At 41.4% G+C, this 23,863-nt stretch carries 22 protein-coding genes and 3 pseudogenes; 9 read left to right on the top strand and 16 right to left on the bottom strand.

All coding sequences use genetic code 11. The features are described 5' to 3' along the window. Positions 1-70: 70 nt before the first annotated feature. The 9 genes from V7K49_RS30080 to V7K49_RS30040 form a co-directional block, all read right to left on the bottom strand. Positions 71-727 carry a heterocyst differentiation related protein gene (locus tag V7K49_RS30080; RefSeq protein WP_335208903.1) on the bottom strand — a complete coding sequence of 219 codons (657 nt, stop codon included), beginning with the start codon at positions 725-727 and terminating at the stop codon, positions 71-73. Between the two features lie 235 nt (positions 728-962). Continuing rightward, positions 963-1,790: a tryptophan synthase subunit alpha gene (trpA, locus tag V7K49_RS30075; RefSeq protein WP_334866421.1), complete on the bottom strand. Its 828-nt coding sequence runs from the start codon at positions 1,788-1,790 to the stop codon at positions 963-965. Positions 1,791-1,867: 77 nt separating this feature from the next. Next, the gene (locus V7K49_RS30070; RefSeq protein WP_273764580.1) at positions 1,868-2,179 is read right to left on the bottom strand and encodes a DUF3007 family protein; all 312 of its coding nucleotides are present in this window, start codon (positions 2,177-2,179) and stop codon (positions 1,868-1,870) included. A gap of 24 nt (positions 2,180-2,203) precedes the next feature. Next, on the bottom strand, positions 2,204-2,449 hold the full coding sequence (gene ndhL, locus V7K49_RS30065; RefSeq protein ID WP_334866424.1) for an NAD(P)H-quinone oxidoreductase subunit L: 246 nt from the start codon (positions 2,447-2,449) through the stop codon (positions 2,204-2,206). 863 nt (positions 2,450-3,312) lie between these two features. After that, positions 3,313-4,695: a TniQ family protein gene (locus V7K49_RS30060; protein WP_335208901.1), complete on the bottom strand. Its 1,383-nt coding sequence runs from the start codon at positions 4,693-4,695 to the stop codon at positions 3,313-3,315. After that, positions 4,685-5,836: an AAA family ATPase gene (locus V7K49_RS30055; RefSeq protein WP_335208900.1), complete on the bottom strand. Its 1,152-nt coding sequence runs from the start codon at positions 5,834-5,836 to the stop codon at positions 4,685-4,687. Before V7K49_RS30055 ends, V7K49_RS30060 begins: the two co-directional genes overlap by 11 nt. 2 nt (positions 5,837-5,838) lie before the next feature. Then, positions 5,839-8,538 carry a DDE-type integrase/transposase/recombinase gene (locus tag V7K49_RS30050; protein WP_335208899.1) on the bottom strand — a complete coding sequence of 900 codons (2,700 nt, stop codon included), beginning with the start codon at positions 8,536-8,538 and terminating at the stop codon, positions 5,839-5,841. Positions 8,539-8,559: 21 nt separating this feature from the next. Beyond that, positions 8,560-9,681, bottom strand: a complete 1,122-nt coding sequence (locus tag V7K49_RS30045) for a hypothetical protein (protein ID WP_335208897.1) — start codon at positions 9,679-9,681, stop codon at positions 8,560-8,562. Beyond that, positions 9,641-10,645: a DEAD/DEAH box helicase gene (locus tag V7K49_RS30040; protein ID WP_335208895.1), complete on the bottom strand. Its 1,005-nt coding sequence runs from the start codon at positions 10,643-10,645 to the stop codon at positions 9,641-9,643. Before V7K49_RS30040 ends, V7K49_RS30045 begins: the two co-directional genes overlap by 41 nt. A 104-nt stretch (positions 10,646-10,749) precedes the next feature. Between V7K49_RS30040 and V7K49_RS30035 the strand changes: the two genes are divergently transcribed. Together V7K49_RS30035 and V7K49_RS30030 are read left to right on the top strand one after the other, a co-directional pair. Then, on the top strand, positions 10,750-11,052 hold the full coding sequence (locus V7K49_RS30035) for a ribbon-helix-helix protein, CopG family (protein ID WP_335208893.1): 303 nt from the start codon (positions 10,750-10,752) through the stop codon (positions 11,050-11,052). Positions 11,053-11,495: 443 nt separating this feature from the next. Continuing rightward, positions 11,496-12,818 (top strand): hypothetical protein, encoded by a 1,323-nt coding sequence (locus V7K49_RS30030; protein ID WP_334866426.1) that lies wholly within the window; start codon positions 11,496-11,498, stop codon positions 12,816-12,818. A gap of 12 nt (positions 12,819-12,830) precedes the next feature. Here the strand turns inward: V7K49_RS30030 and V7K49_RS30025 are convergent, their stop codons facing one another. After that, positions 12,831-13,751 (bottom strand): lysylphosphatidylglycerol synthase domain-containing protein, encoded by a 921-nt coding sequence (locus V7K49_RS30025; RefSeq protein ID WP_334866428.1) that lies wholly within the window; start codon positions 13,749-13,751, stop codon positions 12,831-12,833. A 339-nt stretch (positions 13,752-14,090) separates the two neighbouring features. Between V7K49_RS30025 and V7K49_RS30020 the strand changes: the two genes are divergently transcribed. From V7K49_RS30020 to V7K49_RS30010, 3 genes are all read left to right on the top strand, one after another. Beyond that, positions 14,091-14,657 (top strand): DUF6658 family protein, encoded by a 567-nt coding sequence (locus V7K49_RS30020; protein ID WP_335208891.1) that lies wholly within the window; start codon positions 14,091-14,093, stop codon positions 14,655-14,657. A 98-nt stretch (positions 14,658-14,755) separates the two neighbouring features. Further along, entirely contained in the window at positions 14,756-15,355 is a 600-nt protein-coding gene (locus V7K49_RS30015) for a hypothetical protein (RefSeq protein ID WP_335208889.1), read from the top strand. Positions 15,356-15,867: 512 nt separating this feature from the next. Further along, positions 15,868-16,077 carry a hypothetical protein gene (locus tag V7K49_RS30010; protein WP_273764590.1) on the top strand — a complete coding sequence of 70 codons (210 nt, stop codon included), beginning with the start codon at positions 15,868-15,870 and terminating at the stop codon, positions 16,075-16,077. 402 nt (positions 16,078-16,479) lie between these two features. Here the strand turns inward: V7K49_RS30010 and V7K49_RS30005 are convergent, their stop codons facing one another. The 3 genes and pseudogenes from V7K49_RS30005 to V7K49_RS29995 all read right to left on the bottom strand — a co-directional run. Then, positions 16,480-16,617, bottom strand: a complete 138-nt coding sequence (locus V7K49_RS30005; RefSeq protein WP_334866434.1) for a CHAT domain-containing protein — start codon at positions 16,615-16,617, stop codon at positions 16,480-16,482. A 54-nt stretch (positions 16,618-16,671) separates the two neighbouring features. After that, the gene (locus tag V7K49_RS30000; RefSeq protein WP_334866436.1) at positions 16,672-16,932 is read right to left on the bottom strand and encodes a threonine dehydratase; all 261 of its coding nucleotides are present in this window, start codon (positions 16,930-16,932) and stop codon (positions 16,672-16,674) included. Positions 16,933-16,972: 40 nt separating this feature from the next. Further along, a pseudogene (locus V7K49_RS29995) lies at positions 16,973-17,431 on the bottom strand (IS630 family transposase); the annotation flags it as partial. A 201-nt stretch (positions 17,432-17,632) separates the two neighbouring features. On the opposite strand from V7K49_RS29995, the gene V7K49_RS29990 reads away from it, so the two are divergent. Both V7K49_RS29990 and V7K49_RS29985 read left to right on the top strand, forming a co-directional pair. After that, positions 17,633-17,857 carry a hypothetical protein gene (locus tag V7K49_RS29990; RefSeq protein WP_335208887.1) on the top strand — a complete coding sequence of 75 codons (225 nt, stop codon included), beginning with the start codon at positions 17,633-17,635 and terminating at the stop codon, positions 17,855-17,857. Positions 17,858-18,097: 240 nt separating this feature from the next. Next, positions 18,098-20,398 (top strand): glycoside hydrolase family 10 protein, encoded by a 2,301-nt coding sequence (locus V7K49_RS29985; RefSeq protein WP_335208885.1) that lies wholly within the window; start codon positions 18,098-18,100, stop codon positions 20,396-20,398. Here the strand turns inward: V7K49_RS29985 and psb34 are convergent. The 3 genes from psb34 to V7K49_RS29970 all read right to left on the bottom strand — a co-directional run bounded on the left by psb34 (position 20,364) and on the right by V7K49_RS29970 (position 23,140). Further along, positions 20,364-20,552, bottom strand: coding sequence for a photosystem II assembly protein Psb34 (gene psb34 / locus V7K49_RS29980; protein ID WP_335208883.1), 189 nt, complete (start codon positions 20,550-20,552; stop codon positions 20,364-20,366). The genes V7K49_RS29985 and psb34 overlap by 35 nt on opposite strands. 505 nt (positions 20,553-21,057) lie before the next feature. Continuing rightward, positions 21,058-22,104 carry a DUF1611 domain-containing protein gene (locus tag V7K49_RS29975; RefSeq protein ID WP_335208881.1) on the bottom strand — a complete coding sequence of 349 codons (1,047 nt, stop codon included), beginning with the start codon at positions 22,102-22,104 and terminating at the stop codon, positions 21,058-21,060. Continuing rightward, positions 22,088-23,140: a dipeptide epimerase gene (locus V7K49_RS29970; RefSeq protein ID WP_335208879.1), complete on the bottom strand. Its 1,053-nt coding sequence runs from the start codon at positions 23,138-23,140 to the stop codon at positions 22,088-22,090. Before V7K49_RS29970 ends, V7K49_RS29975 begins: the two co-directional genes overlap by 17 nt. Positions 23,141-23,242: 102 nt before the next feature. Here V7K49_RS29970 and V7K49_RS29965 point away from each other — a divergent pair. After that, a pseudogene (locus V7K49_RS29965) lies at positions 23,243-23,389 on the top strand (NUDIX hydrolase); the annotation flags it as partial. Between the two features lie 14 nt (positions 23,390-23,403). After that, positions 23,404-23,805, top strand: a pseudogene (locus V7K49_RS29960) (DUF262 domain-containing protein); the annotation flags it as partial. Between the last annotated feature and the right edge of the window lie 58 nt (positions 23,806-23,863).

Below are 23,863 nucleotides of genomic sequence, written 5' to 3'. Positions count from 1 at the left end.
CTCGCTCCAAGTGTCTGGCTTAGTTTAATTGCGAATTGCGAATTGCGAATTGCGAATTGGTTTATTTTCCCTAGTGCATTTCGTCGTATTCTGGGGCTTCAACTCGTCTTGCTTCCATCCGAGAAGTAGGCAGAAACTCAGCGCGACGGACTGGAACCAAGGACGGCGTATTTCCTTGGTAGGGGTGAATCACTTGTACAGTACGGGCTGGACGCTGCCGTGGTGAGAATAAAGCCAATACCCCAGCGACGACAACACCACCACCAATAGTGAGAGCCGCACCTCCCACAGCCCAGAGCATGGATGAAGACCACCAAGGATTTTGCGGCTGGAGTGCTGTTACTTTTTGTTGGTTATACTGCTGGGCTTGTTGCCACTGTTGCTGAGTATTGAAATTTTGAACTTGGCCTTGGAGTTGTTGATTTTGCAACTTCAGCTGTTCATTGTCGTTTTTTAAACGCTCCAACTGCATCTGCGTGTTCAACTTCTCCATCTCTAGGCGCTGGTCAGAAGTAGGAGCAGTCGGTGGCTGACTGGGATACATTGGTTGCCCATAAGGCCCGTAAGGATATATTTGTGGCTGTACTCCCGGCGCGACTACAGCCCCTGGCATTTGCGAAGCAACAGTAAAATTAGATTGTAGGGGGGTATTTGTCCCTTTGAGCAATACCAGAGCCGCCAGCCCAGCTACGGCGACCCCGCCGATAAACGCCATACTCTCACTCATCGCCTTTGCCCCTCAATTGCGACGTAACTATAATCATTTGTGACTGACTCCCTCTCACACACATAATTTATACCTACTTAACTTCACATAATACTCAAACTATAAGCGAGCGGATCAGCTAGTTTTTTTAGATCATGATATCTGATGTTAATATTCAAAACCATAACGGTCAAATTGTCTACCAAATAAGAAGAGAAAAACTGCGTTGTTATACTTTTTAATCTACTTTCCCCGTCTAATCAAGAGGAGTATTTGTACTGTTGTTAGTGGTCTTGATGGCTGCTTTGAGACTTTGGCAAAATTCAGCGATCGCATTTAGTCCCTGCTCTGGTGTGCCTTGGGCCAACTTTTTCACAAAAGCGCTGCCCACGATCACTGCATCTGCGCCCCATTCCATTACCTGACGGGCTTGGGCAGCTTCGGAGATTCCAAAGCCTACACCAATGGGTTTATCAGTAACACAACGAATTTGTTTGAGTAAATCAGACACACGGTTTTCCACTTGCGATCGCATCCCTGTAACCCCTGTGACGCTGACTAAATAAATAAATCCAAGGGATGAACGAGCGATCGCTTCTATCCGTTCAGCAGAACTGGTGGGAGCGATCAATAAGATTACGTCAATTCCCATCTCACTAGCTGCTTGGAGCAAGCCTGCTGCTTCCTCTAAGGGTAAGTCAGGTATTACCAATCCTGCGATCCCAGCAGCAGCAATTTGCTGAAGAAATTTTTCAATTCCACGGTGCAGAATTGGGTTGTAATAGATAAACAGGACAATGGGCGATCGCAGTTTAGGAGTAATCTCTTGCAACATTTCCAGCACCTGCTCTAATTTCGTTCCCCTTTGCAGGGCGCGGGTAGCAGCAGCTTGAATTACTGGCCCATCAGCCAGAGGATCGGAGTAGGGTATGCCCAGTTCTATAATGTCGGCTCCACTGCGATCTAGAACCTGCAACGCTTTTGCTGTTGTTTCTAAATCTGGATCGCCAGCAGTAATAAACGGAATCAGAGCGCACTCACGATTCCGTCTAAGGGTTTCAAAGCAATGAGAAATCGCAGTCATTTAAGTGTCAAGAGTCAAAGGTCAAGAGTCAAGAGTCAAAATTGGGACTTTGGACTCTGGACTCATCAATGATAACTTTACACCTGAGATTGCTCTTCTTGTTCTATTTCAGCTTGAATTCGTGCTAGTTCTTCAGGAGTAAGCTCATCTAGCCGCTTTTGGAGAAAGTCTTGCTCATACTGTTCCCGCTGTTGGTGGTAGGTCATTTTTTGTCCCACCGCACGGAAAAAATAGCTGGCTAACCAGCCAACTAACCCACTGACTAGTAAGACTTGGCTCCATATACCAGCTTTCTGATTATCCAAACCGACTAGCTGCAATCCTACATATGCCAAGCCGCCGGCAATAAAAACACCCAAGCCAATTCCAATAGCGTCAATCCGTCGCATGAGAGTTATGACCTACCAATCTCGTTAAACTTCAATTTGTCGCCGTCGGGGTCGAAAATTTACAAACGGCGATAGAACCAACAAACCCGGAAAGAAGAAAAATACCAAAAAGTACATAAAGGTACGTTCGATGGAGGTAGCTACATACCAACGCTGCTTCAGGTACAGCAAGATAGCAATCGGGATTACCAGAAGGTAAGCTCCAGCCAAAATCAGATATAGCAGGGCGACAATCATAACTTTTTTGTCTAAGCTTCTGTTTTCCATCATAGGCTGAAGAGCCAGACTGAGGAAAGTATAATCATGACGCTTTCAACATAACTACGCCAGAATTCCTCGTCTATGTCCAGATTAGACTGATAAAAGGTAGTATTATTCTGTAATCGTAAATCCACTAGCAAACAAATGCTCTAGTCAGACAAGAAAGAAAACTCATCCAGATTGATTAGTGAGGAAACAAGGAAGATTTCCAACTCTGGAACACAATCGCCCTATCTGGAAAAAATATTTTCAATCTAGTTGGACAAAAGACACAATTGATGGTGGAATAGATGAGGAGGTATTTACTGCCTCTACGAAATAACTAGTTATACTAGTTGCCAAGTACCTGCGGGGGTGTGGCGGAATGGTAGACGCTACGGACTTAGATAACTGAGCCTTGAAGGAGAAATCCCTCAAGTGGAAGCTCTCAAACTCAGGGAAACCTAAATCTGGTTACAGACATGGCAATCCTGAGCCAAGCCCAAAAATTTGAGATTTGCGATTTGAAATTTGCGATTAATCTTCAATCCAAAATTCAAAATCGTTCGACTGAGCGTTCGCGCAGCGTCTCGTAGAGAAGCCGAAGTCTAAAATCCAAAATTGAGGGAAGGTGCAGAGACCCGACGGGAGCTACCCTAACGTTAAGTCGAGGGTAAAGGGAGAGTCCAATTCTCAAAATCTGATCTGGCTATTGTCATCAGGTAGCAGTGAAAACTGCGGGAGAATGAAAATCCGTTGACCGTAAAAGGTCGTGTGGGTTCAAGTCCCTCCACCCCCATTAAAAATTTAAAATGCCAAAAGACTCCTGTTGTGACTTTAGCCATAACTTTGCCGCAACGGCAAGCTTATGCTTCCAATCAAGGGCGGCAAGGTTATGCGTCCAAACCAATTTCTCTTCTGGCGGCTTTAAGGGCAATGCGAACCTCATTGTCACGAAAACATCCAGGTTTAGTCAATAGCTGTGAAATAGCTGCTTCACTAGGATAAATACCTTCAGAGTGAAATTGCTGAACAGCCTGTTTTACCTCCTCGCAGCACTGTTCGATTCGCCTGATGCGAGATTCTTTCATATACTTAACATACTGGGCTGAAATCGCTCGGCATAACTCTGGGAAATTCCTATAAAGAACTCGCTTAGAATACCCGAGGCGTTTGGCGACTACTGTCATAGGTAGCGGTTGTTCATGGCTTTGAAGCAAATTTTCAAGTAATTGTTGAGTGCGATCGCTATCAAACTTTACTTCAAGCTTTTTTCTGCTGCTATCTACCACTTGCTTTTGAGGCATAGCAGAAAATTGACTAGAATTTTCTTTAGCAGTCTCTTGAGTCAAAAAATCCAGCACAGATACCTGAAGAGTAAAACAGATTTTCAAAATTACATTCAGTTCTGGCAAGACTTTTCCCATCTGCCACATCCAAACCTTGTTTTTGGGAATTTCGAGCATACGAGCAAAAGCAGCCGTGTTTCCTTCAGTAAATTGCTCTACATACCTACAGAACGATTGGGCAACTATTTCCCTTTGTAAAGGTTTTGATAAGCGAGGGGTAGTAGCGAGTAATTCTCCAACAGTCTTGATAACCCACATTTGCCACATAATCTCTTCCTTGCTCAGTGGGGTGTTATCAGAAGACGGGTAATCAGCAGTAACACCAAGCCATTCTAAGCAATACGGGCAATAACCTGGCCTCGAATAGGAAGCTAGTGGGGGAATATCTCGTTTGCAGTGAAGGCATTGCTGGCATAAAGATTGATTGTGGCAATGACAAACTGTAACTGCCTCAAAAAACCAAATTAAGGGTTCGTAAATTACTTTATCTTTTGAGGAATACCACTCCTCATAACAGTAGGGACACCAAGCTCGTCTAGAACGAAGTAACTTCCTCTGGGGGAAGATATTAGTCCATGTTAGTAGAGTGAGGAAGCGCAAATCACTACGTAGAGTCATCGACTCTAGCACTGTGACTAAATCAAATGCCATCGTCCCTAATCCATTGAGTGCCCCAGTCAAGCTTCGCATTTGAAAGAGATTTGTAGTTCTGTAAGTCTTGGGTATAAAGGACACAAGTTCTTTGGATATTAAAACTTTTGGGGTTACACAATGAGCTTCTGCTAGTCGAGATATATAACCAGTTAAGCTTTCTACCAATGAAGTACCAATACCAACAGGCTCTAATTGATACAACCGACTACGAGATGGAATAGAAACCTTTTTTAAATCCCAACATTCGTATGTTATTAATCCATTAGCTAACATCTTGATTCACTCCAATAGGATCTCTTTTGGGATTGCGTTTGCCAACTTTTCCTTGTGGAAGAGTCTTTTTTGGAGCTTCTTCTGGCTGTGCAATTGTCTTTGCTCCAAGTCCTAGAGCAGAACGTAAGTGTTGCACGTCTGTTTCTGTTTCAGATAATTGTCGTTCGCCCTCTTGAATTTCCTTGAACATTCTCTGACACTGAGCAACCGACCAAGCACGTTTTTGTAAGTCTTTTAGAGTGACGGTTGTTGCTTCTCGATCCAGAGCATCTTTAAGAGCGCGTGTTAGCCAATTTTTCAGTATGCCAACACATCCTAAAGTCCGTTCATAAAAATATTCCCAATGAGTAACTAAATCTGGAGGCTCTGCAAGTGGCATCTGCTGTTGAAAAGTCAACAATACACTTTTAAAAGCCTGTACGTCTTCTGGGGTGTCAGCACAATAACGGCGGAAATGAATATCGACGCTACGGCGTGAGAGTTGACCGCTTAAATTACGGAATGTCAGTAATTCGTATGTTCCTAAAAGGCAATGCAAGATGCCTGTCATATTTGCCACACATTTAAGACAGTCTAGCTGATCTTGTAGCTTGTGTCCGCTTGCCATTTTCCCAAAATGTTGCGCTTCATCTATGAAAAATACATCTGGATGGCGATAACTGAGAGCATTTTCTAAAGCTCTGCGTAGAGCAGATGCGACCACTTTAGACTCAACGTTAATTTTTCCGAAAATATCACGATAAATGCCCCGTACACCGTAATTAAATTTGTGATCGATTAGTGGTTCTTCTAAGGCTATTAAGGCGCGTGTATAGTAATCTTTCCAGTTAAAGTTTCTCGATTCTGGAGCTACAGCCTCAACTCCAACAACAGGAACGCAACCGCGATCGCTTTCCAACTTAGGTAATGCTAACTCTGTTAATTTCTGCTCAACCCGCAGTCTTAAAGTTGTTTTACCGATACCGCTAGGGCCATAGACAAAAATAAATGACGCACCTGCTGGTTCAGCAATTGTCCGCACTAGAGTTTCATACACCTCTTTGAGTCGGGGATGTGCTACCGTGTAATTCTCGAAATAGGCAAGCCTTTCTGTGGCAGATTGTTCAAGGAGCTTGAGAGGAAATCCGGTAAGTATTGTCATAACTAAAACTCCTCATAAACTACAAGTGTTTCTGGAGTGTTTGCTTCAATTTCAGTCACTTGATTGTCGGTATTACCAAAAGGAATTTGAATAACTTTTGGTTCTTCGTTGCGACTGAAAGTAGCTTTTCCACCCTCAATTACCCTAAAGACTTCAGACGCTTCTGCATCATAAGAACGCTGCTCTAATAAGGCTTCTTGGGCTTCTACTGAAGCTAAAAACTCCGCTAGATTCTTGGCTGAAACTCTTGATTGTCGTGCATGATTTGAGGAGCGTTTGCGTAACTCGGCACTAGCTAACTTGAGTTCTTTTTCTGAACGACCTTGAAATTCTGCATAATATTGAGAAATGCACTGTACCCATAGTCCTCGAACAAAGGCATAAGCGATACCAATATCAAATGGCTCGTATCTTACCTGGACAGAGGTATTTTCAATTTGCGGGTCACGAAAACTATTAGACCAGTAATAGATTGAGTTAATTTTTACGCCGCTTCCAGATTGAACTTTCGCTTTTCCTTCAGAGGTTGTAGGTAAGGTCAGAATCTGAAAGTTTTCATCGTAAGGAATCATGCGGTGAAGCCGACTACCACCGCTCGCTATACCAGCAGCAAAAGCATCCCTCGGACTCTGGAAAAGAGCAGGATGTTCATCTGTATCGTAAACTTCATAAGCCCAAGCGCAAAGATATTCGTAAAGCAAGCCCAGTGTCCAGACAGCTTGATTTTTAGGGTTAACTGACTTGGTTACTTGGCGAACGTTACGAGTTATCTGTGTATTACCGAGCAAGTTATGGATAAATTGAGTGTTGGAAGTACCAAACAGACGTTCGCATACAGAACCAAACCGCGCTTTGGCTGGAGGTCGATTTTTTTTCGTACATTCAAAAGTGGCTAATAGCGTTTCAAAATAAACGCTATGAAATTCTGCACCGTTATCTACCACAATTATCTGCGGTAAACGGTTGTGGCGTTGAACGCACAATCGTAACACCATCAAGCAAGAGCGATAGGAAGGCGAGTCAAAAGTCAAATAAACAGCTAAAAATCTTCTGGAATAAGCATCTATCAAAAAAGTTACCCAAGGTCTACCCAATGAACGGCCAGTACGGGAACACACCAATTCAACATCTAATTCTGTATGGTCAATATGAGCAATTTCAAATGGGCGATCGCCATGTCTGGGTGTTGTCCTGTTCAGTTCCCAATAAAAACTTTCTTGCTTGTATGCAGCCCGACGACCTTGGCGTTTTTTGATTTGTTCGTAACTAGAACGTTTCTTTATTTCTTTTGTAAACGCTTTATAGCTTGGAGCAATAACACTTTGTTGCTCGCACACCCTAACTAAAGCACTATGTACCTCCCACATTTTCTTTTGTTTGAGGGTTTCATAGTCATCAAGGATAAATTTTTCCATCAGCACTAAGGTTTCTTCTGGTAGTTTTCGCGTGCGGTTGCCTTTAGCACTGCGATGCGAGAAAAGCCCGATATAACCACAACTGTATTGCTGTTGTGCTGCTAAATACTTCATTTTCCAATGGCGAATTGTCCTCTCTGGAACTGTTTCGTTTTCAGGTGGATTTCCATTTAAGTATGGCTCAATAGCTTTGTAGCGAAGAAGGGCTTCTGCTTGGTCTTCAGGGCTTGCTTTATAAAATTGCTCCCAAGATTCTGCTTTTATATCTGGTGTTTCAGATTTTTGTAAGCTTTTTATTTTTGCTTGCTGAACCAGATTTAAAAATAAAGTTTTTTTCAGTTGAATCAATTGCCCCAGTTCGTCCTGTAAAGTAACTTCAGTGTCTCCAACATGAATAATACTTAAGCCTTTGCCATCCCAAGATATTAATGTCCCAGGAGAAAGGTTAATCGCAGAAAAACTTATGGGAGTTGATGAAGTTGTTGTTTTTAGCATCAAACTATAGGCAGTAGCTGTCTGCTCGTCGGGAAAAACACAAACTCGTTCTGGTTCAGCTAATGGTGCAACACTTAAATCAACGTATAATTGCTCTGTGGCAATCAAAGCATAAATGTCGTCTGCACTAGCTTGTGTCCCATGATTTAGTAGATCAGCCAAGGAAATTCCTGGTGATTTTGATACTAACTGCTGAATTTCTGCATTAATTACAGTTCCTGACTGAAAAGACTCATCTCGAAAATAATCTTCCAAAAAAATTGTGTTGCGCTGGATAACCCAATTAATTTGGGTGTCTACACATAGGCGGTAGTAAAGCCCAAACTGTTGTGCATAATTTTCTCCTGGTGGAGTGCGCCATCTACCTTCAGAATCGCAAAAATACCGGTTTGGACTTTTGTCGGTTAATTTTTTTAACTCCTCCTCAGTTTTGCACTCCTCCCAACCAGCACAATTACTTCTAATTACGAAAAAGTCTGGTGTATGCAAAACTCCAAGATTTCGCCCATTTTTACCTTGATAGTCCAACTTGATTGGAGGGGGTTGGTCGTAAAACTCTAAAACTTCCTCATCATGCTCAAATTCGTAGATAGTAGGAAGTTCAACACGGTGAGACTCAAATTGAATAGTAGCTCCCATTTTTCGACTGGGATAACGCCCAGAAACGTTTTTGCGTCCACCACCTACGCGGCGGGATGGTTCTGATGAGCGGATTTTTTCAATTAAATGTTGCGTTTGTTGAGATAGATGAAGGCGACAACACCAGGCATCAAAAACAGAATTTGATAGCATCGAATATCTCCTGACACTCAATTATTCCTGTGATGCTTCTTGAACAGGAATGAACAAACTAATGCGTCCTTTTCTCTTGTCACTACGCTGCCAAGCTATGGCATCAGGATCTCGTTTTTGCGACCATTGGGGAAATTCAGCAGGTTTTTTGTACGACGTATCCATAACTGACCGTGGCTTAATCTTTAAGCGTTTTGCCAGTTCTTCTGCCGTCAACTCCATGTTTGTATCTGAGTTTTGCGACTGCGTTACTTCGCTCTCCGTAACTTTATAATTGCCTACAAATTCCAACGTGCCGTTGTCACTCATAGAAGGCATCAGGAGAGGTACACTTGCGGCAGTGTCAGAGACTGATTTCATAGGCAATTGCGAAGAGACTGACGCAGATATTTCTTCTGACTCAACCCATGCGTCAATTGGTGCTTGTTTTATCGTTGATTTTATTTCGTCAGAAACTGATTGATTTTTGTGAGCTTCCATTGCCCTAGTGTTTCCAATATCAGTAGAAGGAGGAGAAATCGAAGATAGTACTGTATCGGGAGAAGGATGTTGGTTATTTCGGTGATTAGACCGCTCACTGGCTGGTTCACTCTCGACAGCATTCGCGTTTAAACTCTGGCTTAAGTGGTCAATCAAATCCTTAAGTCTATCTCCTTGATAAAACTGAAGTAGTTTCTCAGCAGCCTTTTTAGGATTATCCATCCGCACAGATTTGGAACGGTCTTTAATCCCCAGCAAGTCTTTGATGTGATTATTGAGTTTGCGGCTGTAAGCTGGTTCTCTATCCTCATCTTCAGGAATTGGGTTAGTATATATGTACTGTTGAATTCTCAACCCAATCAAATCCCGTTTGTCTACATATTCTCGTTCTTCTGCTGTAAGGATTTTGGGGTCTTTTATGTCGCGTCCTAATAGTGCTGCTACATCTATGGCGATAAGTGAGCGGCCTAGTAACTCACCTATAAGTGGAATCGCTTCTGCTGCACGATTTGCAGCTCGAAGACGTTCTTGGTGGCGACTGCCCAATTCATCTAACTTCCCGCCCTCAAGTCGGGAAGTTTCACTATCGTCAATTAGGTCAGTTCTTTGTCCTTGACGGGACTCATAAACATTGAAAATTAGTATTTGAGTCGGATTCGTCATCCCTAGAAACTACGACTAGAGCATTTTCGCTGGTAAGGTGAAGAATACGTTCTTTCATCTGCCGTGCCGCCAGGATTGTTGGAACTCTCACGTAAGTCGCGCATTCCGGGAGTCCTTTGGCTCGATCACGCTGCATCCGTTTATGCGCCCACAAAATAGCTTCTTTAACCCAATCACCTTCCACATGAATAGCTGTATTCAGAGCATCGGTTAACTGTTGCTCATCACTCGCATTGAGAAAAGTTCTACCATTGTAGACAGCGATACCTCGACGGTAGGCAAATTCTCCTTCCATAGTTACAAATGAAAAAGGAGGGATTATTTGGTCGCTGAGAGCATCAGCTAATGTATATCGAAAATCAGGGATGCACTGGTAAGTGTTCTGCTCTAGTTGCACATAAGTCAGCCAGTTTCCCAAAATTCTTTTGTTATCAGAACGGAACGGTGTACCAGAAGTCATCAATCGATGAGAGATAATCGTATCTGGAAACGCCGTTTCGCAAGCTCGACCAAAAGCTAGGTCACAGCTAGCATGATGGACTTCATCAAGAACCAGAAATACTTTGCCAGCAACAGATCGAGACAAATCATTGAAAAGTGAGTTAGCGTTTTTCAAGCTGGTTAGCCATTGATAACTGACCACTAATCCGTGATAACCTTGTGGTAGTAACTCTTCTGGCGTGGGCAGCCTACCTAAACTTTTAACAGTTCCTGAGTAAAAAAGATTGATATTAAAGAGGTTGAATGCATCTTGAGCATATTGCCGCATTAAATGTTCCGCAGGTACGACAACAACTAAGAAGCGCCAGTCCAAAACGCTTTTGAGAGAATCAAAGGCGTGTAGCGCTCCAGCGGTTTTTCCGGCTGATGTACAGGCTTCAAGCAAAAAATTCTTTTTGAGGTTTGTTTGATACGCTCTTACAAATCGCTCTTGCCAATCTCTTAGCAGAAAACATGACGGCATAGTTTTACTTCACCCCTGTATTTAGGCGTAATTTTATAGACCATTGGTAGCTTAACCGTATCTCTTGTATCTCAACAATAGCACGGTGGTATCTCAAAAAGAATATGTCAAAAATTGGTAAAGATAAAACTATATCAATCAGATTGTCCCAAACTATGCTGGAAGCCTTGGATGCTCGTGCCATTATTGATGAGAAAGACAGGACTCAAGTAATTAGGGAGGCGATCGCTCAGTATTTGGGTTTACCAGAAGATTCGGTTGAAGACAGGGTGGACTTGTTGGAGCAGGTTATAGAGAAGTTGCGCGAACAAGTTCAACTCACAGAGGAAAGAACTGATTTGCTAGAAATCCAGTTTATCGAGTTGAATCACTTAGTAACTGTGTTTATAGGGCGGCAAAAGAAATAAAAATTTATAATTACTCTTGGCAAGCTTATGCTTCCAATCCCGACTTGCGGCAAAATTATAGTTTCAAAAGTAGAGAAAAGTGATAAATTGTTTGACGCAATATCAAGCTTGACAATCTCTTCTCTGGCAAGCTTATGCTTCTAGTTGCGGCAAAGTTATGGGTAAAGTCACACCTGTAGAAGGTATGGGCGTGTTGTATTTAATGGTAAATCAACTCGCCCATATAGTTTTGTATTGGCTCTGATTGTTTAGACTAAGTAATTTCACTTAGCTCTTTGAGGAATTATCAAAGAATTTGTGTTTAATACTTTATTTATAGTCCGAGTTTATCAAATTTGTGTAAAAAGATTACTGAATCTCTAAAGAATAGATTGATGCTACTGTTCACCAAGGTTAAGCTGGTAATAATATGAACAGGAAGCCTTTTTGTCCTGATAACTGGAATGAGCGCTAATAGTTTATCAATTAGTCAGCAAGATCCCGATTATGTTACGTCTAACTCTAGACAACTAAATGTGCAAATTGCACAAGAGGAGGTTTATAGCTTCTTCGTCAAAATTGTCAAAAGATTATCGCCAGATGATGTTTTGCGGGAATTCAAAGGTTTATTTATAGACGGTCTTGATTCACAGTATTCCCATTCTATACCTGGGATATACAGCATTTTTTTAGATGATAACGAACAGGAGTTCTGTAATACACTTAAGCGGTGTATCTACATAATAATTAATAATTGGAAAACCAACAGAAAAGACAAATATATCCAAAAATTAGTTAATTTATTTGCTAATGAAAGTCTGAAATTAGATACCGATGATTTTCTAGAGATAAATATCCGTAAAAGCTGGCTAGAAAATTTTATATCCAGCAAAGATTACCAAGAAATAAAATTATTTGCTACTAAACATGACGAATTATCTAAAGGTCATTGGGCTAATCGCTACACTTCTTATTTATTAATTGATCAATCTGTTAATGAGAATAATTCCCGAGAGCAACAAGAGGCTGCTAGAAGGCTTTATAGACAGATAAAAGACAAATATAAGTTTGAACTAGCAATGTATATTGCTCGTTCTCAATCTGCTGTCTCAAGCACAAACCGCTACAATAATCCCAGTACTTTGGGAGATAATGTTCTGCATTTGATAAAAACAATTGTTTTAAAAAAGGGTGTATTTAGCCATGAAAATATTGCCAATATATTTATCAAACAAACTCAAGATCAAACTCTTGAAGAATTTAAAAAAAGTATAGACAAATATCTCTTTTTTTCTGTAGATAATCAAGAATTAATCGAAACTTTGCGGCAGCAGTTCGCAGAGAAGTTATCTTTATGGAAGGAAAATTATAATCAAGAAATTATCACTAAAGAATTGTTCCTGAGAACCTGTAATCGAGTGATTGATTGTTTGACAACAGAAAATGGGAAAGAACCTTCGTCATTATTTATATTATTGGTTACTCCAGGTCACTCTCTAACATTGGTGATTATCCTACTAAAGACTATTTTGATTTGTAGAAATTCCCGCAGGCATTTAGAACTTAGGATTGCTCATCTAATTCGTTATTACGAAAAATATCCTGAAGATGAATGCAAGTGGATAATCAATTTTATCGAGATTTTTAATATCACGTTTGCAATTTATGCAGAAAACGTAGAATACAACTTGATTAAGATGAAAGAAGAAGATCAAAGCAGTAATCCCCAGTTGAATCTGGATGATTATCGTGTATTTTCACAGATGAAGGTAGATAGACAAAAATGAGTGTCGCTTGATTCATGATTTAGCAAGGCGTTCGTCTAACCAAGCCAAAGCTGCACCGGCAGTTTCAGCTAGAATACTAATGAGGCGATATAGAGCGATCGCACTAAATACTAAGGCGGCTGGAAAGTGGTGTCGTAAAAGTTCATATGCAGTCGCTTCAAACACACCCAACCCACCAGGCGCCCCCGGAATGATAAACCCTAACAACCAAGCGCAACTGAAAGCCCCTAACAACAAAGGAATTTGATTCACATTCAGTGAATCCAGGGCGAACATAGTTAATATAAACCCAGTTCCACGTAGTCCCATAAAGCCCAATTCTCCTAACAAAGGTCGTAAAGGGTAGCTTTTAAGACTGAAGGGAACAGTTGCCTCAGTGGTGACAGCAGACTTTTTTGCTTTCAATCTGTATAAAAAGCGAATAACTGGGTTTAAAAACCAAGGATGAATAGCACAAAGGACTACAGCTAAACTCAGCAATTGTAATATTTGCAGAACAAGGGTAGTATTAGCTGCCGCAAATTGGCTACTGCATAGGACAATGATGATTAAAGCAGCCGCTAGCATCAGTAGCGGTTCCAGCAAAACGCTTAAGGTAGCTGCACCAGCAGAAATATTGGCATTTTTTGCTGCCATAATTCGCCCGTAGTGATGCCAGATATTACCTGGCAAATATTTAGCTATGTTCGTTTTTAAGTAAACTTGGATGAATTGGGGAGATGATACAGGTTGATTTAACTCTTGCAGAATCCAAGTCCAGATCCAGCCTGCCCAAGTATGTGCCAGTAAAGTGACGCCTGTAGCGATCGCCATAATTGCCCATCCTACCCCATCAATACGGATAGCAGTCACTTCAATCCAATTATCCTTCAGAGCTTTGCCTAAAAAAAACAGCGTTCCGCCCAAAATTATCCAGCGTAAAAATTGCTTCATGAATTTAGTAATTTAACGGTTAGATCAACAAGGGCTGAATGCCTCAACTATTACAGTACATCAGCTACCTATTCAAAGCTTTTGAAGGATCAAACAGGTTGATGTAGTTCTTTTTCCGAAAAGTATATTACTTTATTTTATATCTCTCTAGAGTTAGATAAAAATATTCTATGATTACTAATTAAAATGTGGCCTGCGCTAGAGGTAAAGTTAATTTTATTATTCATATCCTTAATAAAGGTTATCGAAAGTGAGCACATCAAGACAAGCACAATTTGCTGACCAATCCAATGGTTCAGTAAACTATTAGCTGATTAATATTTTGGTAAGGAGGACTACATGAACGCGGTGAGAGTATTCTTGAAAAAAATAAGATTGCGCCAGATATTAACTATCTTTTTCGCTGGACTATTGTTAATAGTTAGCACTGCTTGTAGTGGGGCAAATGCTCAAGGTGCAAATCCACAAAATCCCGCTGTGCAAGCTGGCGGAGCAAACAATCCTTATAAGAATGGTGGAGACAAGTATACCAACAACCGAATGTCCACCGATCCAAAAATAACAAACCCAAAAGCCAATCAGGGACGTGACGAAGCTAGCTTACAACCAAGTTCACAATTGTTAATTGCTACAAATAGAGAATCCGAGATACTTTATCCTAGTGGTGAGACACCAGCGGATCGAGTCAATAAAGAAGCAAAACTGCCAATCATCACAGATCAGGACTCCCAACAACCTGAACCAGGTGGTTTGATTCAGAATGAATCAAATATAGGAGAACGGGTTAAAGATCGTCTTGAGACTGTAAAAGAGGCTGTTGAAGAAGCTTCCGGCTTTTTGAAAGATAAGTCAGATAAAGCGGGTACAAGACCTGAATTACAAAAAAATCCAGCATTAGGCAGATAGAACCTTTATTTTGTCTTAATGCTTGGCATTTGAAATCAATCCAAATGTTATCTTGATTGAAGTTTAACTTAGTCACAAAAATCCCAGGAGTTAGAAGTATGAAAAAAGCAATGAATTGGCTGAAAAACATTCGTCCCTTGAAAGTTTTAACTGTTTTTTTAGCAGGAATGTTCTTATTTCTGACACAAGCTTGTGGTGATCCAGGAACAGCAACACAGCCACCAAAGCTTGACGCTCAATCACCTTATTCCAAACGATACGATCCCACAAAAGATTATCCTCTCTCTTCACCTGCTGGTGGAATAAATAACTTTAGTGATGTAGATCCTAGAGCGAAAGATGAAAAGGCAGCGAATGACAGAGGGGATGCGATGGCAAAAAATGCTCAAAAGAACATTGACCAAAAAGGGGTTAACAGTCCAGGGGAATATGGCCAAAATTTCAAGCAAGGTACACCCCTTGGTGAAAGAGTGAAGAACCTGGGTGAAGATATCGGCAGTTCAGCTGAAGAAGTTCGCAAAGGTGTTGTTAAGGGAACTCAGCGAGGAATTGAAAATATTAAGGGTAATACCCAGAATGCTGCTGATGACGTGACAAAAAATGTTCAGCGTGGGGCTGAGGATGCTGGTAAAAATGTTCAGCGTGGGGCTGAGGATGCTGGCAACGCAATGAAGAGGACAGTTAAAGACGTTGATTGAAATTAGTTATTCAATCTCCTGCAAAAATATGAAAGCGCTCACAGACTAAAGTCTGGGGCTACCTAAGCAAAGTCTGCCTACGCAGGCTTTGCTTGGTTTTTAGAGCAAAGACGTTTCCTATCTTCTGCAAAGAAGTTAAAGCAAAGCAAAGCTTTACCCCATCTGGATTTTGAAGATGAGGCTTCCGACCTAGTAGACTGTGGCGTCAGTTTGCCTACCTTTAACAAGGGATTTTGCCCCAAGTCTTATTCATTGAGATGGTAGCTGGATTTATGCCGTGCTGTACTAAACCCTGCGCGAAGGTTGGGATTGGATCGTTATTTCCTGAAAATCCAGCATTTAATAGAGTTTTGAGCATAAATCAACTTGACATTACCAAGATAAAATTGATAATATTAATGATCTTGATTTTTGTGTTATACTAAAATAAACATTGCAATTGTTGAGCAAGGAAAATATAGCAATATATTTTTCCTTTAGCTAAACAAATTCTTGGGCGAGGTTGGTATTAATTGAAAATTCAAGCGTTGGATGTCAAGGCTGGCGATCGCATTATTGCTTACTGCAACAACAAAATGCAAACCTGCAAGGTAAAACGCATATTAGATCCCGGTGAAGCTAATATCACACTATCAGTATTCACTTCTGAGAATTATCGCGGCTGCTCAGTTTCATCTATAGTCCGCTTTCGGAGCAACGCCTTAGTTGATTTGGTAAGTTAAAAAATCAAGGAAACATTCAATCTAAAAAATATCTCTAGCTCTTGTCCAGCCTCAAATTGGATATTATTCTTATTAAAGGTGCTATCGCACATAGAAATCCGTTAATTGTGGCTGGATGATTTTCCAAAAAAGTGTCCTCACACTATAGCAGTGTAGGCAGAAGTATTTGAACAAACTGATTGTATGCTCATGCGACATCAAAAAATGCGAGAGCTAGGCACAAACTAAGTATAATTGTGCTTAGTTTCTAGTAGTATCTCAAGTTTAAATTGATGGGTAAGCAAGTTCGTAGTAAGGACTTTAGTTCTAAGTACGAACATTCGTTCAACGCCACTCACCCAGCAGGGTAAAAGCCGGCCAAGAATAGGGGTTACGCCACTTTTCTTGTTCCCACATTTTTAGTTATGCGGCTCTGAGGGCGGCAGCGGGAGTTTTCCCTTGCTGTAACATTTGGCTGTAAAATTGGCTCATCAAGAACGATGTCGCTTCATCATTAACGTTCCATAAAGACACTACCACCCGCGCTGCACCTGCATACATTAATCGCTTTGGGGCTACGTATTACTAAGATTACCCTCCAATTTATGGCTTTTGTTAGTTCTTTTTCATATCACGAGCCATGTTGAGGAAGTAGTCGTCAAGTCTGGCATTAGGACGACGGCGGTTAGTGGTTGGAATTTTAGCAGTGTTATCCCGATTCGTTTCAATTGACTCTTTTACAGAAGCTTGGTTTATGCCTTGCCCCTGATCAGATTCCAAAAAATAATCAGACTTAGTAAATCCGAACAGCTTGGCAAAAAAACCAAATAAATTTCCGACAAAATTGGAAACACTTTGGAATAAAACACCAAACAAGCCTGAACCTATCCCACTAATATAGTCGTCGCCACTTTAGTTAGGATGCTAGGTGAAGGATATGCTCCATAGCCTCTCTCAAAGTTTCAAAACGGTCTAGCCGCTTTCAAATCCGACTCTTGAGCCAAGCCCAACATCGCTCAATCTTATTCAAGTCAGGTGAATAGGGCGGCAAGTACCAAATCTCACAACCTGCGGCTTCAACTAACTGCTGAATCTGTCCACCTTTGTGAAAGGTGGCATTATCGATCACCAGCTTCTGCCCCGGTTTCAGCACTAGTATCAATCAGGTTAACAGCCAAGTCTGAAATACCGTTCGATTGCAGGCTGCTATGATCGTGAAAGGTGCCAGCAACTACTGCTCACATAAGGCTGCGATCATATTTACCCGACCACTTCTGCGTCCTGACTTCAAGGCATGAATGCGTTCGCCTTTAGGGCTCTAACCATAGCCATAGTCGTCTCGATTATCCATACCTGACTCATCTGCGTAGACAATCTGCCCTTACAACACTTGTTGCAAGGGCATTTGAGCTATTTCTTGCCTGGAGAATTTTCTCAACTCCAGTAAAAATTGTGAAAAATTTTAATTCTGCATCATCAGAAGTTATTTACTTTTGAACAAATTGGTACAGACTTAGAGTTGCTCTACGACTTATTCTCAAGGTTGTAACCTTTAACTTAAAAGCAATCAAGGGCGATGATAGTATTTAACGTTATAGACGTAGAAGACAATATACATTACCTAAAGTATAAAGATATCAAGGAAACAAAAGTAGAGGATGAAGGTAAAAACAATGACGATTACCTTGATGCTAAATACTTTCAAGTTTTTTTCAAAAACGGAGATATAATCCTTCTTGAAATGGATAAACAGAATGAACTTAGCCGAATGCTTCTTTACCGTTTATTAATGCGTGGATAATAGTCATAACCTGTCCTGATATCTGATTCGTAAAGAAAATCTAAACAGAACTAAATCTGGCTTTACTCAGGTTAATAGGCTAAATCGAGTATAGTTATTTTTTCTATTTGGCACTACTAACTCTATAAATGCGTCACCTATCTTGCAGCTAAATTACTGTATCAGTTTTCCTGGTGCAGCAATTTAACGTTGATATGGAATGAAATATAACTAATTAACCTCATTTAGTAAGCAGCAGTAATGACAACTCAGTTTTGGGAAAAAAGCATAGAAATTAATGCTACTCTAACTAACTTACTATTTAACCCCGTGCGTAGAGGCTTACTTCGACATAGGAGTAAGCTACACAAAGCGTCTGGTAGAGTTGTAACTTGTTGCCAAACATCGCCTTTCATTCGTCAAGGTTGGTGGCTTTTAAGGAAGCGTCTGCTGCCATTATTATGTCTGGTATCGTTCGTTGCGGTATTGCTACTCAACAGCTTTGCCCCTACAGTTGCCCAACTACCTCCTCAACCTCGTCAGGAAATTCGGGGGGTGTGGCTGAGTGGTAATGATTTTAGCGTTTTCAGAAATCGCTCACAGGTGCTTGCAGCCATGAGCCAACTGCGGCAGTTAAACTTTAACACTGTTTATCCAGTAGTGTGGAACGATGGTTATACACAATACCCCAGTGCCATCATGCAAAAAATGGGTATCCCCTTTTTCTTCAAGGGAACAGATGGACAAGATGTGATTGCAGACATTATCAGCCAAGCGCACAGAGAAGGGCTACTAGCAATACCCTGGTTTGAATTTGGTTTCATGGTTCCCCTAACTTCGGAACTCGCATCCCAGCATCCAGATTGGCTGACACAAAAGCCGGATGGGACTCAAACTTCAATTAGTGCTGCGGGTGAAGTAGCGTGGTTGAATCCATTTCACCCGGAAGTGCAAAAGTTTTTCACCGAACTCGTGATGGAAGTCATTACTCAATACGATGCTGATGGCGTTCAATTTGACGATAATACGAGTTTACCTGTGGATTTTGGTTACGATAAGTACACAATTAGTCTATATACTCAAGAAACTGGCAAGCCTCCTCCACCTAATCCCCAAGCCCAAGCATGGATAAAATGGCGGGCAGATAAAATCACGGCATTCATGGTAGACCTCCAGCAAACCGTGAAAGCGCGAAAACCGAATGCTATCTTCTCAGTTGCTCCTAATTATTATGATTTCGCCTACAAGGTGCAACTGCAAGACTGGCTCAACTGGGTACGGTTGGGTATTGTCGATGAGTTAGTCATGCAAGTGTACCGTAATGATTTGGAAAGTTTTATCGCTCAAATTACCCGTCCAGAAATTTTAGAAACAAAACAAGTCATCCCAACTGGTATCGGTATTATGGCGGGGTTACGAAATCGTCCAGTTTCCATATCACAAATTCAATCCCAGGTAGAAGCAGTGCAACAACGCGGTTTAGGTATCGGCTTTTTCTACTACGAAAGCCTTTGGGATATCGCATCTGAACCAGTAGCGCAACGCCAGTCAGCATTTGCGGCTCTTTTCCCAAACCCAGCGTTGCGTGACATCTCTCAAAATATACCCCGAAAGCCAACTTTTGATACCATATCCCTACCTTTATATCCAAAACCTTCCCTCGGTCAACGTGTTCGCGGCTATTTTCTGGAAATGGCGATCGCAGGTGGTCAGCCAAAGCGGATCTTATTAGATACAGGTTCAGCAGGGCTGCGAGTTCCCAAAGAGTTTTTAGGTAATGCTCCAATCCGCAGAACGGGACAAAATATTAAGGAGGTATTAAGTGATGGTACTATCCTGGAGGGTGAATTAGTTTATACTAATGTCCGGTTTGGTTTGCTTCCCACCGCAGAACCTGTTCCGGTACAGATTGTTACTGGTCGCCAATGTACTGCCCAAAAGCCTAATTGTTCAGCAAAGAGTAATGTGCCATTTTCTGGTATTATCGGTGTCAACTATTTTGAAAAGTCACTTCCCTATAATCCGTTGAGAAAATTACCAGGCAATCTGAGTAACGGATTTATTGTGATTGGAAATGGTGGTAGTAACAACAATGGCAGTTTAATTCTCGGTTTGACTGCCAATAATCAAGCAGGTTTCAAAATGGCTGCTTGGAGTAAACAAAGCGAAATTAATGGTGTACCCGGTAACAGATGGGATTCTCAACTGAGCAAAGTTTGTTTAACTATTGCTGGGAGTTCTGCTAAAAATCTTTGTAATGGCAAAATGATCACTGATACCGGAACTATTAATGGTTGGACTGAATTCAAGTCAGCTTCCACAGCAGGTAAACTCAAACTAGGAGTATTAGGTTCAGGAAATTCTCTAAAGCTAGCAATTAATAGCATTTTTGATTACAGCCTGGCACCAGGAACCCGCGACGGATTTAATCGCTGGAATTTGAGTATCTCGCCAAAAGCAGAACTTGCTACATTTGTAAATACTGGCATCGCATTTTTTGATAAATACGATGTCCTCTTTGACCAAGTTAATGGAAAACAGGGTTTTCGCAGTCGGCAGTAAGAGTAATTAGCAAAATAGTGACAATTAAAGTCGCAAAAAGACCCTGCAAAACGTATTTACGTTGTTCCCAAATTGCTGGATACTCGGCGTAGTGTATCTTGGGTTCATCTGCGTAGTTATTGAGAATGCCGTCTTCATTAGTGGTGGTGTACATAGTTTTTTCTCTTTTTTGTTTACTTATGTAACTAAATTTAGCAATATTGTTACAAGTTGTCAAAAGTACTTGACAAAAAAGTTGATAAGTAGTAGGAATTGACTTATCAGGGATGGGGGATTTAGGCGAAGCTGCCCCAGCCGGGGAAAGCAAGATGTCTGTTGACTCACCGCTATACGTTTACGCAATTTTTTAAATTGCAAAATCTAAATTCCAATTTGAAAAAAGAATGCGACACATAGACAAAACCCTCCGCTTATCCAGATATCACCCCCCTTAATCCCCCCAATGTATTGGGGGGAGATCAGAAATCCGGTTCCCTCCCCTTTCTAAGGGCAGGGTTAGGGTGGGGTAATCTATCGCAAACATTTTTTGAATCGCTATTAAATCCAAAATGGTATAAAAGAGTAGAGGCACGTTAGTGCGGCGATTTCGCATCTCCACTGGTAATCGGATTTAGCACTCCATCTGTTGCAATCATTTTCGGATGAAGTAAAATCTACATCTAATTCTTCATCACTGCATCCAAAAGCACATTGGCATCAAAACGGACTACATCGGTGCAAGGTAGTCCAGTTTCTGCTATTGTTTGAGCGATGCTTTCCTCAGCCGCAGACTCATCTAGATGTGCTGTATTAAGGGCTATACCCACTATAGGAACATTTCCAAAAGCACCACCGGCACTAGCGACAGTTTCATAAAGCTGAATTACCTCTGGTAAAGGTGGAATTACTACATGGGGATGATTACGTACATGAACTTGTCCCGCCCGATGTACTAAAACCAGTTGAGTTGGTTGCGAACCACGAATCAGGGGTAGAGTTGCTGTTGAACCAGGGTGTAGCAGTGAACCTTGTCCTTCAATGTGCAGGATGTCGTAGTTTTTGCCATAGCGCATGACTATTTGTTCCACAGCACCAGCGGCAAAGTCTACCCGCACGGCATCTAAAGCTACGCCGTCCCCTTCTAACATCACCCCAGTTTGACCGGTGGCGAGGAATTTAGAACTCCAGCCCCGTTGTTTTGATGCCCAATGTAACTCTAGGCTAGTTGACATTTTACCGATCGCCATGTCGGTTCCCACTGTCAACACCCGCTGACACGGGAGGGTGCGGGCTATTCCACTAGCAACACTTATATTAGGCGGCTCTTTTCGTACATCCCAAATTAGTTGCCCAGGTTTGAGTAGTGCATTTAACTCTGGTATATTTGCCATTGGTGTATGTAAACCGTTCACCAGCGACATTCCAGCTTCTAAAGCGTCTTTGATTTCCACCCAGTAATCATCTGGTACAGCGCCACCTCCTGGAGCAATGCCTATTACCAAGACTTCTGGCTTGTACTCCAGGGCTGCGGCTATCGATGCCACAATTGGTACATCACGCTTGATACCTGTTAATTCTGTCAGAGATTTGCTAGCAGACTCGCGATCGATTACGGCTACGATTGGGGCTTCACTGTAACGTAAAATTGCTAGCCCAGTTTTGCCGTGATACCCGCTAATTCCTTCATGCAGCAAGATAGCTACTCGTTGATTAAGTGGTAATCGCACTGTGTTGTACCCCCAAACCTGGTAAATCGTTTGGCAAAACTCTCCCTTCTTTTAGCAATGCACCCGTAAAGGGATCATCGATTAAGTTGAGATGACTGTCTAAATCTAAATAATCAGCTAGTGGCGCTAGCTGTAATGCTGCTGTATTAGCTAGCGAACTGTCAGAGTAGCAACCGAACATTACTTGCAACCCATAAGCTCGCGCTGTATGTACCATTCGCATTGCCTCGGTTAGTCCCCCTGATTTCATCAGTTTGATATTAATGCCATCCACGTAGTTTGCCAAATCAGGAATATCGGAGCTTGTGAAGCAACTTTCATCGACAAAGATGGGCATGGGTGAGTGTTCTTTGAGTTTTGCTAAACTTTTTTCCTGTCCACGTAGCAATGGCTGTTCTACATACTTTATACCTAAATTAGCCAGCCAATTGCACATTGCGATCGCATCTTCTAAACTCCAACCCCCGTTGGCATCAACAAATAATTCTGTTAATGGTGCTTCTTCTCGCACTGCTAGGAGCATTTTTTTATCTGCATCTATGCCATCTGGACTACCTAGCTTCACCTTGAAAAGGTGGACATCAGTAAATTGTAACCAGTCTCGCGCTCTAGCCCTGGCACCTTCAGGGGAATTAATCCCAATTGTGACTGAAGTCGGTACTATGGTGTTGCGATCGAGTCCCCAAATTTGCCACAAGGGTAATCCTACGCGCTTACCTAACCAGTCGTGCATTGCCATATCCAAGGCTGCTCTAGCAGCAGAAGGAACTTGAGTTTGTATAAACACTTGCTCAATTTGCTGCCGCTGTAAGGGGCTGAATGCTTGCAACAGCGGCACAACTTGCTCTAAAGCGTCTTTGATTGTATCAGTTGATTGCCGATGATTACCCACACCGAATGGCGATGCTTCCCCCCAGCCTTCGATCCCATCATGCGAGATCCTCACCCATACATTCGTTGTCTGTGCCGTTGTACCTCGACTAATAGTCAACGGAAACCTTTTGTTTACTGTAAATAAATTTATATTTATTTGCATACTGGTTATATATATTATGTTACATAAAAGCCAGTGTAAGTTCAAAGTTTAGATTATCAGATGCATCTGTTATACTTTTTTACATTCATTGCTTTTTTATTTATGATCAACTTAAAAAAATGGAAGATTTTGAAATCAAAAATGGTTTTAGATTATCCTTGGTGTCATGTGAGGCAAGATGAAATAGAATTACCTAATGGTAAAATCATAGATGATTATTTTGTCAGTATTAAGCCTGACGTTGCACTCAGTTTCAGAGGCGCTTTGTTTGGGGTAGAGAAGAAATTATTCAACTTTTTGACAGTATTTATAACGGTCTACCTATCGGAACTCTACTTTTTTGGCGAAGTCCTGAGAAAAATTTCATGTTTTCTCAGGACGATTTTATGACTTCATCTCAAACTGAAGAGCAAGCATCATATATGTATGTTATTGATGGTACTCAAAGACTCAGAGCACTCTACAACTGTCTTCACAGAAAAGAGAATGGTCAAGATTCTCGATTTGCTGTAGGTTTCGACCTTGAAAAGAAAATCTTCACTTATCTTCATAAAGTTAATGTTTCCGAAACAATTGTAGTTTTATCCTCGGTATTTTCTCATGAAGAGATTATAAAACATCAGATTACTTTGGGAGCATCTCACCTTTGCAAAAATATCAGTTAGTAAGTTGACCATTGAGATAAGCAGCTCGAAGTTGTAACATTCGAGGCACATTTTCCAA

This window comes from Nostoc sp., assembly GCF_036919675.1.
GTDB lineage: Bacteria > Cyanobacteriota > Cyanobacteriia > Cyanobacteriales > Nostocaceae > Nostoc.
This window is presented reverse-complemented; position numbering and strand designations above follow the sequence as displayed.